Origin of the sequence: Oceanobacillus luteolus, assembly GCF_042678205.1 — a bacterium.
Classification (GTDB): Bacteria; Bacillota; Bacilli; order Bacillales; family Amphibacillaceae; genus Oceanobacillus; species Oceanobacillus luteolus.
On sequence record NZ_JBHUDE010000005.1, the window covers coordinates 32822 to 48378 of the forward strand.

The window sequence follows — 15557 nt, forward strand, 5'->3', positions numbered from 1 at the left end:
GATGGAAACATTACAACAACTCATCACTTATGTCAGCACGAATGCCGATTATATTTGGGTTGAATTTTACCGGCATTTTCTAATGGCGGCGTATGGAGTATTGTTTGCAGCTATTATTGCCATCCCTCTTGGCATATTGATTGCAAAATATGGGAAACTTAGTGCCTGGGTGCTATCTCTTGGAAGTATCATTCAGACCATCCCTGCCCTAGGGGCGATGGCAGTCATCATGCTCGTATTCGGTCTTGGTGTCAATACAGCTATTTTTACTTTGATGCTATACTCCATCTTGCCGATTACACAAAATACGTATGTCGGGATGAAGAGCGTCGACAAAAATGTCGTAGAAGCAGCCTATGCGTCTGGAATGACTCGCTTCCAAGTGCTTCGGATGGTTGAATTGCCTTTGGCAGTCAGTGTCATCATGGCAGGTTTACGGACAGCCATCGTTATCGGTATCGGGATTGCAGCGGTTGGTGCATTCGTCGGCGCTGGGGGATTAGGTGCGATTATCGTTACCGGTACGAATGCAACAGACGGTACAGCAATTATTTTAGCTGGAGCAATTCCGACAGCATTCATGGCAATTATTGCTGATGTGGTGATGGGCTGGATTGAACGTAAACTCCACCCGGTGAAAACATCATAGTTTAATCTATTATAAAATTGTCGTTCAGAGCTCACTTCTGAACGGCAATAATTAAAAGTGAAATTGTAATAGCTTTCATCATTCTATTAGATATAGAATTATGGTAGTATAGTTAAGTTATCATGTTGCTGACCAGATGATGGAAGGGGGGATTGGATGATGGAACGCATGGAAAGTATTGAAGATATCAAATTACAATTTATAGATAAAATTTCCGAGAGTATGAACGCTTTTGGAGCCCCATCAACTGTTGGCAGGGTACTTGGGATTATTTATATGAACGGTGGACCGATGACGCTAGATGAATTGGCTGCTGAAACTGGTATGAGCAAAACAAGGATGAGTCAAGTCGTTCGCAGGATGCTTGACATCGACATGCTGGAGCGGGCATTTAAAAAAGGGGTACGCAAAGACTTATATCAGGTGGAAAAAGATCATTACGAAACCTTTATTTCCTTATTCAATTCCACATGGCAAAAAGCGATCACCAAGAACAGAAATTTTGAACAAAAACTGAAAAGAAGACTAAGCGAGATGAAAGAGTCTCCAGATTTGACAGAGGAAGAAGAACAACTCATTAATGAACTTCTCGTTGAATTCAAAGAGTGGATGGATTATCATGACTGGGTACGCCGAGTCGCCGAATTCTTCGAGAGTGGTGAAATATTTAAACATGTCCCTAAGAAGGAAAGTTAATGCTTGCAGAAATATGCTTTTATATAAAAGAGACAGACGCTTTTGAGATGTACTCTATAAAGTACACTTCTAAGCTCTGTCTCTTTGTTGATTAAGCTCTATTAAGCTGGTTGATTAACTGCTTCACCACGATTTGGTTCTGGACAGTTATTTTTGCCAAAACGTGCCTTGATATATGGGGCAACAAAACGGTCAACACCATAATAGTAACTAGCTGAACCTGTGAATAAAATCACAATAGCAACCGTAAAAAGAATAGGATTTGTGCTTAATGTTCCTGCAAGTAAAAAGTTTAAGTTCATGAAGGCACCGGCAATTAAAGCTGGGATTGTAGCTGCACCTAGGATTAAACCAATACCGACTAAAAGCTCTCCCCAAGGAATTAAGATATTAATAAGTCCAACGTTAGGAATCGCAAATCCTTCTAAAAATGCTGCGTACCAGCCTTGTACTGTAGGGTTTTCACCAGTTGCATTTGTAAGTGCGAATTGTAGGAAACCTGTTGCATCAAATTCCCCGGTCACTTTTCCGAAACCTGCAGTAATCCATTTTACACCAAGCCATATACGTAACACAGTCCAGACAATAGACATAATAGGTCCTTTAAGAAAGTTTTTCATTTGATTATCTCCTCACATAATATATTGTGAAACATTTCACTAACTTACAATTCAACTATAATCCTTTTTTCTCGAGTTTGCAATATACTTCACAAGGATGTAACATTTTTTTGTGAGAGAATGATTTATTTAAAAAACTTCTTGACATCCTTCACTGATGTTTCATTTTTTTTATAACGGATAAACATACAGTACAACACGAAACAAATTTCTGAGGAGGATGTAATGATGGAAAACGTATATGTAGTAGAAAATAGTGTGAAAGCTAAAGATAAAATTGATCAACTGACACTCCAAGGGTATACAAAAGATGAAATTTATGTGGTAGCTCATGAAGAAGATCGTACGGAACAGTTATCAGACAACTTACATGTGAACGAAGTAGGTATGAAAGAAGAAGGTGTATTTGATAAAATCGCGAATGTCTTCCGTTCTCGAGGAGACGAGCTTCGTTCCCAATTTGAAAACCTTGGTCTATCTGAAGCAGAAGCTGACCGTTATGAGGAAGAGCTTGATAAAGGCTATATTGTGATTGTCGCTAAACGATAAGGTTAAATAGTAATAAATGAAAAAGGCAGCGCCAAGATATGGTCTGCCTTCTTTCATGATGTTGACTACAAATGGTAGTGTATTGTCGATTCACTTATTCGCCATCGTAATTTAATTGCCAATGAATCCCAAACTTATCTACAACTTTACCGTACAGTTTGCTCCAGAATGTTTCTTGCAATTCAACGGCAACTGTTCCGCCATCTTTCAGTTGTTCATACCAATTACGAAGATCGTCCATATTTTGATGGACTAATGCTAAGGTAATATTGTCACCTTGGGTAAAAGGCTGTCCTGGGAACGTATCGGAAAACATCACCCTGTTTCCGCTGATGTTCAAACGGGCATGCATGATTCGATTTTTCGCCTCTTCGGGAAGTTCAAAACCCGGTTGCTCTGGAGTATCACCAAAGGTTGTCAACATTTCAATCTCCGAATTGAAGACTTTTGAATAAAATTCTACAGCTTCGCGACAATTTCCATTAAAAACCAAATATACCTCTACTGACATGTTGAACAAACTCCATTTCTGAATTTGATTACTTCGTTCACTCTTGCTTTCACCTGAAGAACAGCGATTTATGAATTAAATCTTAAAAACCCTTTTATTTACTATTCGCTATTACTTACTATTATCCTTTATAACTTTTTCAAAAGGCAAACAAGCATCGCATTCCCTTTACCTTAACTATCCCGATTTACAATATATTGAAGGAAATGTCTTAGAAAATTCGTCCGCTGTTTGATTTGTTTAAGCGTTTCTGCTGCAAGCGTGTAATGCTCCCACATCGCAATCTTCGCTTGTTCCAATCCTAAAACTGTCACGAATGTTGATGTTTCATTTTCAATATCTTGGCCAGTAGGCTTCCCAAGCAATGCTTCATCACTTTCTGCATCGAGTAGATCATCTTTAATTTGGAACGCAATCCCAGCATGATACGCGTATTTCTTCAAGGTCGCAATCTCCGTTGCATCCTTGCCAGCCAAAATCGCCGGCATGACGAGAGATGCCTCAAAGGCTAGACCAGTTTTATAAAAACAGATCGCCTCTAAATGTTCGAGGGTCAACTGCTTATTTTTTGATTCCAGATCCATCAATTGACCTTTGCACATCTCTGTAATCGTGCTTGATGAATATTGAATTAATTTCAGTACAAGCTTCGCATCAAATGCTTCCAATGTCGTCTGCTCGTAAACAGCCTTTTGAGTTAGGTAAAGCCCGGTAATTTCAGCCATCGCGGTATGATAAACTTCATGTAAAGTAGGGCGCCCTCTTCTGAATTCTGCATTATCCTGGGCAGGAAGGTCATCAAAAATCAAGGATGCGGTATGCATGTATTCCAATGATTTTAATACGGGAACTAACGCCTCTTCTTTAAGATCAAATTCTTCGACGCCCATAAACCAAGTTAATATCGGTCGTAATCTTTTTCCGCCGCTTTCCAAAGAATAATTGGCAGCTTTGGCCAGGGGTACTTCCAAATTTGCTGACAGCCCTGTTGCGTTAGGAATATCTTCAACAGATATGAATTCATTGATGGCTATTCGAAGTTCCTCAATCTTCGCCAAAAATTCATCTCTTTCCTCTTCTTCCTGTCCATAATTTGCAATCATATGGTCGCGGATCAGCTTATCAAGGAAATCTACATCTTCTGCCTTTTGGATTAGCCTTTGAAGATGATTCCAAAAGTCTTCTTCCCCAGGCTTTATGACCGCCATCAAATCTTCATATGAGCTGTCTCCGATCCGCTTTTTAAAACGCTGCTGACTATTGATTGCCCGGCTCACCATGACTTCCCGTACGACGTCATCAGAATCATACACATGATGAAGTAAATAAGTAACTACCGTCCAATACAGTTCAAACGGATTCAGTAAATCCTTGCGTTTTTCATGATACGTTAAATAATACGTGTATGGAGTGACAGCCCCCGCTTCTAAATCCATAAACATATCCGTAAAGTCATCTGCCAACTGATTATAAATTCCATAATAAAATGTCCGATCATGGAAACCGTCATCTACCGGAGCGCCAATGATGGAACGGACGATCAATCGGGAAAAGGCTGATTTTAATATAATTGGAACGAAAATTTCTTCATTACGATAATGTGGATTGTCCAATGTTTTTAAACGGTCTCTTTCCTGTGCTTCAAAAAATACATATGCTTCCTCGAAAAAGCGATTGCGTAAAGCTTCTGGCTGCTTCTCCTTTATATATTCAAATCCTGCCTTCAGTTCGGTGTGGATAAAACCGATGAAATCGGGGTGAGATCCAGTCCACTGCGTCATGTCTGGTACTTCACCTGTAACAAGGGTTGAACGGATAAAAGCAGAATACTGCTTTTTCTCAACTGCAGTCAATAGATCAGAATCTAGTAAGTCATCGATGAATGGGTAGGTAAGGCCGTACGCATATCCTAATCGGATGGACTCATCCAATGCCTCTCTTCGCTCATCAGGAGTCACATCTTTCGGTAGATGATCCAATTGATGCATGAGTACCCCAGCAATCAATTTCAGTAATTTCCTACGAGCTTCTGATGCATCCAATCCGTCAGGGATGACCTGTTGGATGTTCTTGACTTTTTCAATTAACCATATAAACGAGCTTTCAATTCCTTCCTTTTGGGCCAGTCTGAATAGACTTTCCATCCGGAATAATTCATTCTTATCACTGATTAGTATGTTTTTAAAGAATGCTTTTGTGCGTTCAAGCTTTTCTCCTGAATCTGCTTCGGTTAAGGACTTTCCTAAATCACGTATAAAAATATAGGCGACACTGCGATCAAGAAATCTTTCTAATTGCTTTGTGCCATCCAACCATTTGATGTAGCGATGATAGTTTTTTCGACTAGGTTTGTTTTTGCGTTTCATTAGGAAGTCCACAGCAGAGTGCTTTCCGACATGCTGTTTTTCCCAGATTTTCAAGTCTTCCAGCAAGGTGGAGGCATACGTTTTTGCCGCAACCCCATGAGAAAGCTCAGAAAAATATTCCATCGCTCTCTTTTCCTGCACCTGATAGCTTTCTTCTCTTTTCTTACTCCATTCTTTATCCATCTATAATACCCTCTATCTTTATTTCAATTATTACGTAAAACGAGCTAACATCATAATTTTACTTCATTCCTCTATATGAAAGGGAATGATCACATTTGATAAAATAATATTCTCAACGTAACACGAATATAATGAATAAGCTAGACTGAACAACTATCCATACTTTGTAAAATTGATTTCACTGGTTAGTCAAGCTATGGTAAAATGAAAGAAAATACTAAATTGTCCAGAAAGGGGGATTGGGAAATGAGAAATATACCGATAGTGAAAGGGCAGATTTCGGCACCGCCAACAAGTAATCGGTTTATTGAACGTAGTCAATTGAATAAAAAGTTCAGGGATATCCCGAACAATCCACTCACTCTTGTATATGCCGGTGCTGGTTATGGTAAAAGTACGGCACTCACTTTGTTTGCTGAGAAGCAAAAAGCAGTTTCCTGGTATTCCATTTCCCAACATGACGACGATCTGTTACCCTTTATCGTAAAAACCATTTATGCCATTCGCCATTGCCATCCTGAATTTGGCGAAACCCTCCAAAAGGAAATCCAACATCTTGATAACTATATGACAACTGAAGAAATTTATTCCATAGCGACGTTATTTATTAATGAGATAGCTGAACGGCAAGAGAAAATTATTTTAATTTTGGACGACTTTCATCATGTGATGCAGGTGACTGACATTGAAAATTGGTTGCTGTATGTCCTTGAATATATGCCGCCGAATTTCCATCTTATCGTGGCAAGCAGAAGAAAACCACGCTGGAAAATACTGCCGAAGTTGATGGGGCAAGGTGATTTACTTGAGATTACGCAGTATGACTTAGTCCTTTCGCCAGCAGAGATGTCTTATATATTGGAAGAAATTTATGAAATGAGTTTATCCGACAAGGAAGTAGCTAATATTTATCGTCTTACGGAAGGTTGGGCAATCGCTTTTAATATGTTGGCCCAACAGCTCGTCGAGAATACGTCGATTACGACTTTGCTTAGCAATCAGAAAAAGTCGCTCAGGGATTTGTTTTCCTATTTAGCGACGGAAGTACTTTCGAAACAATCACTAATCACCCAACAATTTCTTATGCAATCCAGCATTTTACATGTGCTCACTCCGGAAACTTGTGATTATGTATTAGATATCCAAGGATCTGAGGAAATTCTGACCAACCTGCTGGAACAGAATCTGTTTATTGAGGAAGGAGATGGAACCTATCGTTATCACGCTCTGTTTCAAGCATTTTTAGAAAATGCGATGAAAGAAAAATACGAAGTCGAATGGAAAGCGCTCCATAAGCGAGCCGCTAATTACTTTGAGCGGAAAGGGGATAGCGAATCTGCATTATACCATTACCAGGAAATCAATGAAGAGCAGGCTATTGCAGCTATTCTTAATAAGAAGGGAAGTTCCATGCTTCAGGCTGGTCGATTACAAGCTTTATATGATTTATTGAACGGATTGCATGATGTCTATAAAGTGAAATATCCGCGACTCTACTTTTACCAAGGTGAAATTGAGCGATATCGTTCATTATATGAAGAGGCTGAACAAAGCTATGATGCGATGATTGCAGCCTTGGAAGAGGGAAATGAAGATACCTATTTAATGAGTCTTGCACTTGAAGGCAAGGCACAAATTTATCTCGATACGATTCAACCGGATCGTGCAGAACGGTTTGTTAATCAAGCGCTTATCCTTCGGGAACAGGCAAATGCCACAAAGAAGGAAATGGCTAAAATTTATATCCTGATGGCTGAAAACTTGTTGAATGCAGGACAAGCTGTAAAAGCAGAAGCTTGGTATGACCGGGCGAAACGGCTGAACCTACCGTTGGAGGAGAGCAACCTGCAGGCCCGTATCTATTTAAGGACCGGCCGGTTACAGAAGGCGAAAGAAGTTTTAATCGAAAAGAAAACGAAAAGCCGCACACAGAAACACTTACCCCAATCCCATCGGGAGACGGATGTAATTTTATCGTTGATTGCAGCCTTTATGGGAGACGCAGAGGAAAGTAAACGACTAGCGACAGAAAGTATCCAACTAGGTTTGAAAACCCAATCTCCTTTCGTTGAGGCATGTGGTTGGATGCGTCTGGGCCATTCCGCTCAGCTGACGAATCAATACGACCAGAAGCTCGCTATCCAATGTTATGAAACGGCTTTGAATGTGATGGAGAAAATTAATGTATCCCGTGGAAAAGCAGAACCGTATATGGGTCTATCCATTTTATACGGACATGCGAAAAACTATCATCTTGCCATCGATCATGCAGAACGTGGGCTAATCGAAACAGAAAAAGTAAAAGATCGCTGGCTTGGTGCGCTTATCAAACTCGGAATGGTCATTACAGAAATTTATCAAAGTAACTATGAAAGGGCATCGGAAATTCTGGAGCAAGTAAGAAATGATATGCGTGCTTGTGGTGATCGCTATGCACTCATGTTGACGCATTTTTGGTCCGCTTATATCGCTTTTGAACAGCAAGATACAGATACATTCAAAATGGAAATGACGGAATTTCTCCAAGCCGTCCAATTGGAAGGCTATGAATTCTTCCTGAAGAAACGGACTAGTTTCGGCCCGCTTGATATGCAAAATATCGCTCCAATGCTTCTTGAGGCGCGAAAGTTGAAGGTGGAAACTGCTTTCGTTTCACGGATGCTCACCGAGCTTGGAGTTGATCATGCGATTAAGAATCATCCGGGTTATACATTAGTTATTCATACGCTCGGCAACTTGAGATTGACTTTAGGCACAAAGGAAATAGCTCTTCAAGATTGGCAACGTGGAAAGGCGAAGGAATTATTTGAGTTATTGATTACCCATCGTCATATGAAATTACAGAAAGAGGAAATCTTCCAGTATTTATGGCCGGATCAGGAGGAGGAAACGGCGAATAAAAACTTCAAGGTGACATTGAACGCTTTGCTTAAAGTACTGGAACCTCATAGAAAAGCACGGGAGGAATCTTTCTTCGTTTTACGTGAAGGTAGTGCGTACGGATTAAACCCTAATGCTGCCTATGAAATGGATAGTATGATATTTGAAAATCTCATCAGCAAAGGGTTGGAAGAAACCAATCCGAGACATGCTGCCGAAATTCTGGAAGAAGGGCTTAATCTTTATAAAGGAGATTATTTAAACGATCTCCGTTTTAAATCATGGACAAACTCAGAACGGGAACGGCTACGTCAGCTCTTTCTACGAGGTGCTGAACTACTTGCCCAGCACGCGATTCGGCTGCTGGAATTCAATCTCGCCCTAGAGTGGTGTGAACGGATTCTTGCGGTAGATCCGACTTGGGAGGAGGCGTATCGACTGCTCATGTATTGTTATTATCAAAACAACAACCGCCCACAAGCAATCCGTTGGTATGAGAAATGTTGCGAAGTGCTTGAGGACGAGTTGGGGGTAGAGCCGATGGAGCAGACGAGGGAAATGTATAAATTGGTGTTGGATGCTGAAGAGCTGGATGTTTACTAGAAACAGGTATTAATAATGACTGGGATAGAAAAAATCCTTGGTAATCCAGTCCTTAAGTGGTATTAAGTACATGAACGTGACCCTAAGTTTTGCCCTTCATGTACTTAACTCATTTCTAAGCGCATGAATGGGATTAGCATTCCGTCGTTCGTGTTCTTAACTCGCTTCTAAGAGCACGAATAGAATTAGATTTCATTCCTTCGAGTTCTTAGCTTGCTAAACACCCAAGAATTTGATTGACTTTTAGTAGAGCAAGTTAGATTAATATGGTGGGAGGATGCATGGATGATTAGTGAGTCGGATTTGAAGTATTTACGGCGTTGTGTGGAACTGGCTGAAACTGCATTAAGGAAAGGTGACGAGCCGTTTGGTTCTGTACTAGTGTCAGCAGACGGCGAAGTTCTCATGGAAGATCATAATCATGTTGCAGGTGGTGATCACACACAACATCCTGAATTTGCTTTGGCAAGATGGGCAGCTAATAATATGACGCCTGAAGAAAGAAGCAAGGCAGTCGTGTATACCTCTGGTGAACATTGTCCGATGTGCGCAGCAGCCCACGGCTGGGTTGGCTTAGGTCGGATTGTTTATGCAAGCTCGTCTGAACAGTTAGTTCAATGGCTGAGTGAAATTGGAGTCCCGCCATCACGTGTCAGGAATTTACCGATCCAGGACGTGATCCGCGATGTTACAGTGGATGGACCGGTACCTGAATTAGTGGAACAAGTTCATAAGCTGCACCTTGAGTTTTATGAAAAGAAACGTTGATGCATTTGACATTTAACGTGATTTACGAAAAAGGAGTCCGATTTGGATCTCCTTTTTTTATTCTGTTGCCAAGCACTTGCCGATGAAGTTGGAAGTTCATCTTATGTTCCCTCTATCATTGAAAAATCTCCCTAGAGGGCACGTGAGACTATCTCCTATTCGCTCTACCGAAAACCCTCCCCGATTTTACGGGAATACAGTATACATCTTCAGTATCAATTTATTTTAGGACTAGTTGTTTACTGTTTATCTTCCTCGTTTTCTTCCATCCTCGGCTCAAACTGAGGTACAATAACATAGTCTTTTCCGTCGGTTTCAATTAAAATATTTCCTGATTTTGCAGTGGAATAAATCTGTGTTTTGAGCTTCCTGAGGTTCTTAATTACGCGATCGGTCGGATGGCCATATCCGTTCGATTGGCTGTATGTCAAGACTGCGGTCTCCGGATCTACTTCTTTTAAGAAGGCCATCGTGTTTGCATTGAAACCGTGGTGGGCTGCTTTTAAGACTTCTACATCTAGATTGTATTTTTCTTTGATTTCTTCTTCCTGTTCTGCTTCAACATCACTCATAAATAGAAAATCGATATCGTTATAAGATACTTTTAATACGATTGAGGACTCATTGTTGCTGAATATATCCCCGCCGGAATTTAATACTTGAATATCCAAAGAGTCATCTAATGGGATCCTCTCCTTTTCATCCGCTGTTGTGATAGGAATGCCTTCTCTAAGAATATGCCATTGATAGATTAGATAAGTCTTTGTTAAATCAACTCGTCCGTTATCGATGAGCTGTTTGACCGGAAAATTTTTCATTACATTTATGAGACCGCCAATATGGTCAAAATGCGGATGTGTTGCAACCATTAAATCGATTTCTTCAATATCGGCTTGATTTAAATAGTCGACAAGTTTAGTTCCAGCATCTTGCTGGCCGCCATCAATTAAAACAGATTTTCCTTTTGGGGTTTCAATTAATACGCTATCCCCATGACCAACATCTATGAAATGGACCCGCAATGGGGGATTCGGATCAGCATGGATGCTGGCAGGAAAGATGAAAATTAGAATGAAAATAAAGCTGAACCACTTTTTCATAGTAAAGTCCCCCTTTAGATGTATGATAATTCCCTAGTTAATTGCTAATTAAACTATCCGAAGCAAGAGCGGAGGGGCCCTACTAGATGCATGCCATGAACAATGTGCAAAAAACCCCCTAATTTATACAAAAAAAGAAGTGTTATCCAGAGATAAACACTTCTTACTTCTTTAAACCGACAAATCCACTGGTAAAAAATTAGGCAATTGTTTCTCATTCTTATCCAGCAAGATTTGTTGAGGCTGGATGCCGTGCTCACGTAATAATTCAATGTTTTGCATAAGGAACTCATCACTGCCGACGATGTAGAACAATCCCTCTTTATCCATCGCAAGTTCTTCTACTTTTTCATAATAGTCTTTACGGTTATCGACGAATTCGGAAGTGAAATTCTTGTCAGCTGCAGTTTTGAAAATATCAGGGAAGAGGAAATCCTTAGACGAATCGATGTTCAGAGAATGAATGTGTGGAACGTTCTCAGGATGTTCCAGATAATCAAGGACTAGCGGTCTAAATGTTGCCAGACCTACACCTGATGAGAGAAGATAAATATTTTTATTCTCCCTTTTCAACGGTACATTGCAACGTGTTTTAAAGACGGCAACCTTACTGCCGACTTCTAGATTTCTTAAAATCGCCTTGTACTCGGAACATTGTTCTCTGATGCGTGTCGTGATCCCAATGGAATTTTCTTTAGGCAACGTACAGATGGACATATGTCGAACGAGGGATTTATTTGGTTTCTCCCCCGCATTAAATCCTTCTAAAGCCAGATGGATAAATGAGCCTTCTTCCCAAGTGAAGCCTTCCGGGCACTCAAGCAAGTATGTTTTCACCTCAGCTGTCTCTTCGATAATCTTATCTATTTTCGTCCAATATATTTGCATGATGGTATTCTCCTTCATCAATAAAAGCTTTTGTTATTATTAACATACTATAAATGATAACAATTCTCAATTAAATGTATGATATATTCCTAAAACTTTTTATAAATCCTCTTGCAAATTTTCTAATAATTAATTATATTCTAAAACTGAGAGGTGAGTCATATGTCAGAAATTAAAAGTTCGCGACTAACGAAAAAAGGAATCGAGACGAAAAGAAGGATATTAACAACTGCGGAACAAGTTTTTGGGGAGAAAGGTTATTATGAAACATCTGTTGCGGAGATTACGCTCCGAACTGGAGTAGCACAAGGGACATTCTACAATTACTTTCCAACGAAAAAAGCTGTTTTCGATGAATTGATTTACCAATTGAGCTCTGATCTTCGTTTTGCCATTAAGGAGGCAATGGAGGAGCAGGAGGGATTCGAGGAAAAACAACGGGCCGGCTACCATGCATTTTTTAAATGGGTGCTTGACCATAGAAACCTCTATAGTGTTGTCCAGCAGTTGGTATTGGTAGATCCTTCTTTATATCGCTGGTATTATGAAAAGCTTGCCGATGGCTTCATCAAATCCATTGAAACAGCGATTGATGGTGGGGATTGTAAACCCCTCCTACCTGAAACAATTGCTTACTCGATGATGGGCATCGGTCAATTTATTGGAATGCGCTGGGTCCTTTGGGAGAATGAGCTTGTCCCGGATGATGTGTTCGATGAAGTCATGGAAGTTATCTTTCATGGAATAAATGGCAGGGGGTAGTGAACATGGAATCGATTGCTTATTGGATTCATAAACGAGCGGAGATTACTCCGAACCGTACTGCACTCATAAGTGAACAGAATCGTTATACGTACAAGGAGCTTTCAGAAAAAGTCACGCAGATGGCAAGTGTGCTGCATCATGAATACAAGCTGGAAAAAGGGGAGCGTGTGGCCATCTTATCTTATAACCGTGAGGAGTATATGATTGCCTACTTTGCAATTGCTCAACTGGGTTTAATTGCGTCCCTTTAAACATCCGCTTGCGTGCCGCAGAATTAGCCTTTCAAGTAAATGATAGTGGAACAAAGATGATTCTCTATGAAAACAGCACAGAAGAGTTATTAGAGGCCATAAAAACTTTTTACCGATTTGAAAACGCTTACTCATTTGATGAAGAATTTCCCAAACAAAAGAACACCATTCCAAACGTTTCTATCGACTTTAATGATGATCCGTTTATTATTTGTTACACGTCTGGCACGACGGGGAGACCTAAAGGAGCGGTATTAACTCAAGCGAATATGTTTTGGAACGCATTGAATAATCAATATGCCCTAGATATTACATCAAAGGATATCACGCATGTTCTATTGCCGCTCTTCCATATCGGCGGGATTGGCTTATTCGCTTTCCCTACTTTGCTTGCCGGTGGGACGATCGTCGTACCGAATAAATTTCATCCGGAAGAAGTGATCCGGGCAATTGAAATGTACGGAATAACCATAGTTATGGGTGTCCCGACCATTCACGATACAATCCGTAAACATCCGTTATTTGCAACTGCAGATTTTTCTTCTGTCCGCTGGTTCTATAGCGGGGGTGCACCTTGTCCTAAGGAACTTATCCATAGCTTCCTTGAGCGTGGCTTGCCGTTTGGTCAGGGAATGGGAATGACGGAAACTTCACCGACGATTTTCATGTTATCTGAAGAAGATTATAGGCGAAAAGTCGGTTCGATTGGAAAACCAGTGATGTTTTGTGACATAGCACTTGTGGATGAAGCAGGTAAGCCTGTAAAGCAGGGGGAGGTTGGAGAACTCATCCTCAAAGGTCCGAACATCCTGAAAGAATATTGGGGACTTCCAGAACAAACGAAAGAAGCGATTCGTGATGGTTGGTTCTATACTGGTGATCTGATGCGCCAAGATGAAGAAGGATTCATTTATGTAGCGGGACGAAAGAAAGACATGATTATTTCCGGCGGGGAAAATATTTATCCGCTCGAAGTGGAGCAAATCATCTATACACACGAGGCTGTCAGTGAAGCAGCTGTTATAGGGATAGAAAATGAAAAATGGGGAGAGATACCAATTGCATTCATTTCCCTAAGTGATGGAAAAACAATAAGCGATGAAGAACTCATTTCGTTTTGCAAGACGAAGCTAGCAAACTATAAAGTTCCGAAACGCATTTATGTGTTAGATGAATTGCCGAAAAATGCGACTGGAAAGATTGATAAAGTGAAGCTGAAAGAGTTAATCAGTACGGTTCCCTAATTCAGAATATTAATAATAGAAAGTGAGGTGTCAATCATGGATTTTGAGATTGGACAGACTGCATCCTTTTCCAGAACGATTACCGAAACAGACTTCATGATGTATGCCGGTTTGAGCGGTGACTATAACCCGATTCATGTCGACAAAGTGTATGCTAAGAAGACATTTTTTAAAGAACGGATCAGTCATGGATTATTGACTGCGAGTTTCCTATCCCGGTTGTTGGGAATGCATTTGCCTGGCCCAGGTTCTGTCTATGTTTCGCAAACATTGCATTTTGAGAAGCCGGTATATATCGGAGATACGATTACAGCCAAAGCTGAGGTAATAGACTTGGAGAATTCCAAACGGCTGCTGACATTGGCAACGACTTGTGAGAATCAACACGGAGATATTGTTTTACAGGGCGAGGGATTGATGAAACTTCCAAAAAAGGAGGAGCAAAGATGATCGGTATTCAAGCTACGAGTATTTATGAACCTGCTCTAAAAGCGACAGCGGGAGAATTGGCAATTAAAACAGGGATTCCGGAAGAGGTGATTATTGAAAAGTTCGGACTCTATGAAAAGAGGGTTGCTCCAGAGCATGAACATGCTTCCGATTTGGCGGTCGCAGCGGGAAAAGAGATTCTGAAATCCGTCGATCCCCTTGAGATTGATGTTGTCATCTATTTTGGCAGTCCGTATAAAGATTATCCAATCTGGACTGCTTCCTCCAAAGCACAATATGAACTTGGTACAAAAAATGCATACTCGTTTGAGATGATGAATGTGAGCTCTTGCTTTCCAATCGCTGTCAAGGTTGCCAAGGACATGATTTATTCTGATAAAAGTATTAACCATATTTTACTGGTTGGTGGCTCGAAGGAATCACAGGCCATCAACTACGAGAATCCGCGCTCAAGATTTATGTTCAATTTTGCGGATGGAGGAGCGGCTGCTTTAGTGTCCAGGAATGCGACGAAAAGTGAAATTCTAGCGTCATCTATTATTACGGATGGCTCCTTTCATGCGGATGTCCTTGTTCCTGGAGGAGGTTCTGTCCATCCTGTCAGTGAAGAAGTGGTCCAAGAAAAATCGCATTATTTAGATGTGCCTGATCCACAAGGAATGAAAGAAAGATTGGACCCAGTATCCATTCCAAATTTCACCCGTGTCATTCATGAGGCAGTAGAAAAGAGTGGTGCAAATATAAAAGATTTAAAAGTACTTCTACCATTACACACTAAAAAGTCGATGTTTCGGGATTTGCTGAAATCAGTAGGTTTACAAGAGGAACAAGCCGTTTATTTAACGCATCATGGACATATGTCTGCACTGGACCCTTGTTTTGGGATTCATTTGGCAGAAAAAGCGGGGATGCTGAATCAGGGAGACCTTGCCGTCATCGTTTCTGCAGGCACAGGTTATACATGGGCTGCCACTGCCATTCGGTGGTTGGAATCTGCGATGTAACTTCCTTGTAACTTAAAGTGACTATGATGA

13 protein-coding genes and 1 pseudogene are annotated in these 15557 nt (G+C 40.6%); 9 read left to right on the forward strand and 5 right to left on the reverse strand.

Annotated features, from left to right (window positions below; all coding sequences use genetic code 11):
- Position 1: 1 nt before the first annotated feature.
- Both ACFSBH_RS00695 and ACFSBH_RS00700 read left to right on the forward strand, forming a co-directional pair.
- Complete coding sequence (locus ACFSBH_RS00695; protein ID WP_251514041.1) at positions 2-649, forward strand: ABC transporter permease; 648 nt, start codon at positions 2-4, stop codon at positions 647-649.
- Positions 650-805: 156 nt separating this feature from the next.
- Complete coding sequence (locus ACFSBH_RS00700; protein ID WP_379595570.1) at positions 806-1345, forward strand: GbsR/MarR family transcriptional regulator; 540 nt, start codon at positions 806-808, stop codon at positions 1343-1345.
- 101 nt (positions 1346-1446) lie between these two features.
- Here the strand turns inward: ACFSBH_RS00700 and ACFSBH_RS00705 are convergent, their stop codons facing one another.
- A complete protein-coding gene (locus ACFSBH_RS00705; protein ID WP_251514042.1) occupies positions 1447-1965 on the reverse strand; it encodes a DoxX family protein in 519 nt (172 codons plus the stop codon).
- 228 nt (positions 1966-2193) lie between these two features.
- On the opposite strand from ACFSBH_RS00705, the gene ACFSBH_RS00710 reads away from it, so the two are divergent.
- On the forward strand, positions 2194-2514 hold the full coding sequence (locus ACFSBH_RS00710; protein WP_251514043.1) for a YflT domain-containing protein: 321 nt from the start codon (positions 2194-2196) through the stop codon (positions 2512-2514).
- A gap of 94 nt (positions 2515-2608) precedes the next feature.
- Here ACFSBH_RS00710 and ACFSBH_RS00715 read toward each other — a convergent pair whose 3' ends face one another.
- On the reverse strand, positions 2609-3025 hold the full coding sequence (locus ACFSBH_RS00715) for a VOC family protein (protein ID WP_251514044.1): 417 nt from the start codon (positions 3023-3025) through the stop codon (positions 2609-2611).
- 173 nt (positions 3026-3198) lie between these two features.
- Positions 3199-5574, reverse strand: a complete 2376-nt coding sequence (locus ACFSBH_RS00720; RefSeq protein ID WP_379595573.1) for a polyprenyl synthetase family protein — start codon at positions 5572-5574, stop codon at positions 3199-3201.
- Positions 5575-5820: 246 nt separating this feature from the next.
- On the opposite strand from ACFSBH_RS00720, the gene ACFSBH_RS00725 reads away from it, so the two are divergent.
- A complete protein-coding gene (locus tag ACFSBH_RS00725) occupies positions 5821-9057 on the forward strand; it encodes a BTAD domain-containing putative transcriptional regulator (protein ID WP_251514046.1) in 3237 nt (1078 codons plus the stop codon).
- A gap of 285 nt (positions 9058-9342) precedes the next feature.
- Positions 9343-9825, forward strand: a complete 483-nt coding sequence (locus tag ACFSBH_RS00730) for a nucleoside deaminase (protein WP_251514047.1) — start codon at positions 9343-9345, stop codon at positions 9823-9825.
- A gap of 239 nt (positions 9826-10064) precedes the next feature.
- On the opposite strand, the gene ACFSBH_RS00735 is transcribed toward ACFSBH_RS00730, so the two are convergent.
- On the reverse strand, positions 10065-10925 hold the full coding sequence (locus tag ACFSBH_RS00735) for a ComEC/Rec2 family competence protein (protein ID WP_251514049.1): 861 nt from the start codon (positions 10923-10925) through the stop codon (positions 10065-10067).
- 171 nt (positions 10926-11096) lie between these two features.
- Positions 11097-11813 carry a ferredoxin reductase domain-containing protein gene (locus ACFSBH_RS00740; RefSeq protein ID WP_251514050.1) on the reverse strand — a complete coding sequence of 239 codons (717 nt, stop codon included), beginning with the start codon at positions 11811-11813 and terminating at the stop codon, positions 11097-11099.
- Between the two features lie 162 nt (positions 11814-11975).
- On the opposite strand from ACFSBH_RS00740, the gene ACFSBH_RS00745 reads away from it, so the two are divergent.
- The 4 genes and pseudogenes from ACFSBH_RS00745 to ACFSBH_RS00760 all read left to right on the forward strand — a co-directional run bounded on the left by ACFSBH_RS00745 (position 11976) and on the right by ACFSBH_RS00760 (position 15527).
- On the forward strand, positions 11976-12575 hold the full coding sequence (locus ACFSBH_RS00745; RefSeq protein ID WP_251514052.1) for a TetR/AcrR family transcriptional regulator: 600 nt from the start codon (positions 11976-11978) through the stop codon (positions 12573-12575).
- Positions 12576-12580: 5 nt separating this feature from the next.
- A pseudogene (locus tag ACFSBH_RS00750) lies at positions 12581-14073 on the forward strand (long-chain-fatty-acid--CoA ligase).
- A gap of 33 nt (positions 14074-14106) precedes the next feature.
- The gene (locus ACFSBH_RS00755; RefSeq protein WP_379595765.1) at positions 14107-14523 is read left to right on the forward strand and encodes a MaoC family dehydratase; all 417 of its coding nucleotides are present in this window, start codon (positions 14107-14109) and stop codon (positions 14521-14523) included.
- A complete protein-coding gene (locus tag ACFSBH_RS00760) occupies positions 14520-15527 on the forward strand; it encodes a 3-oxoacyl-ACP synthase (RefSeq protein ID WP_251514056.1) in 1008 nt (335 codons plus the stop codon). The genes ACFSBH_RS00755 and ACFSBH_RS00760 overlap by 4 nt, the downstream gene beginning before the upstream one ends.
- The last annotated feature ends 30 nt before the right edge of the window (positions 15528-15557 follow it).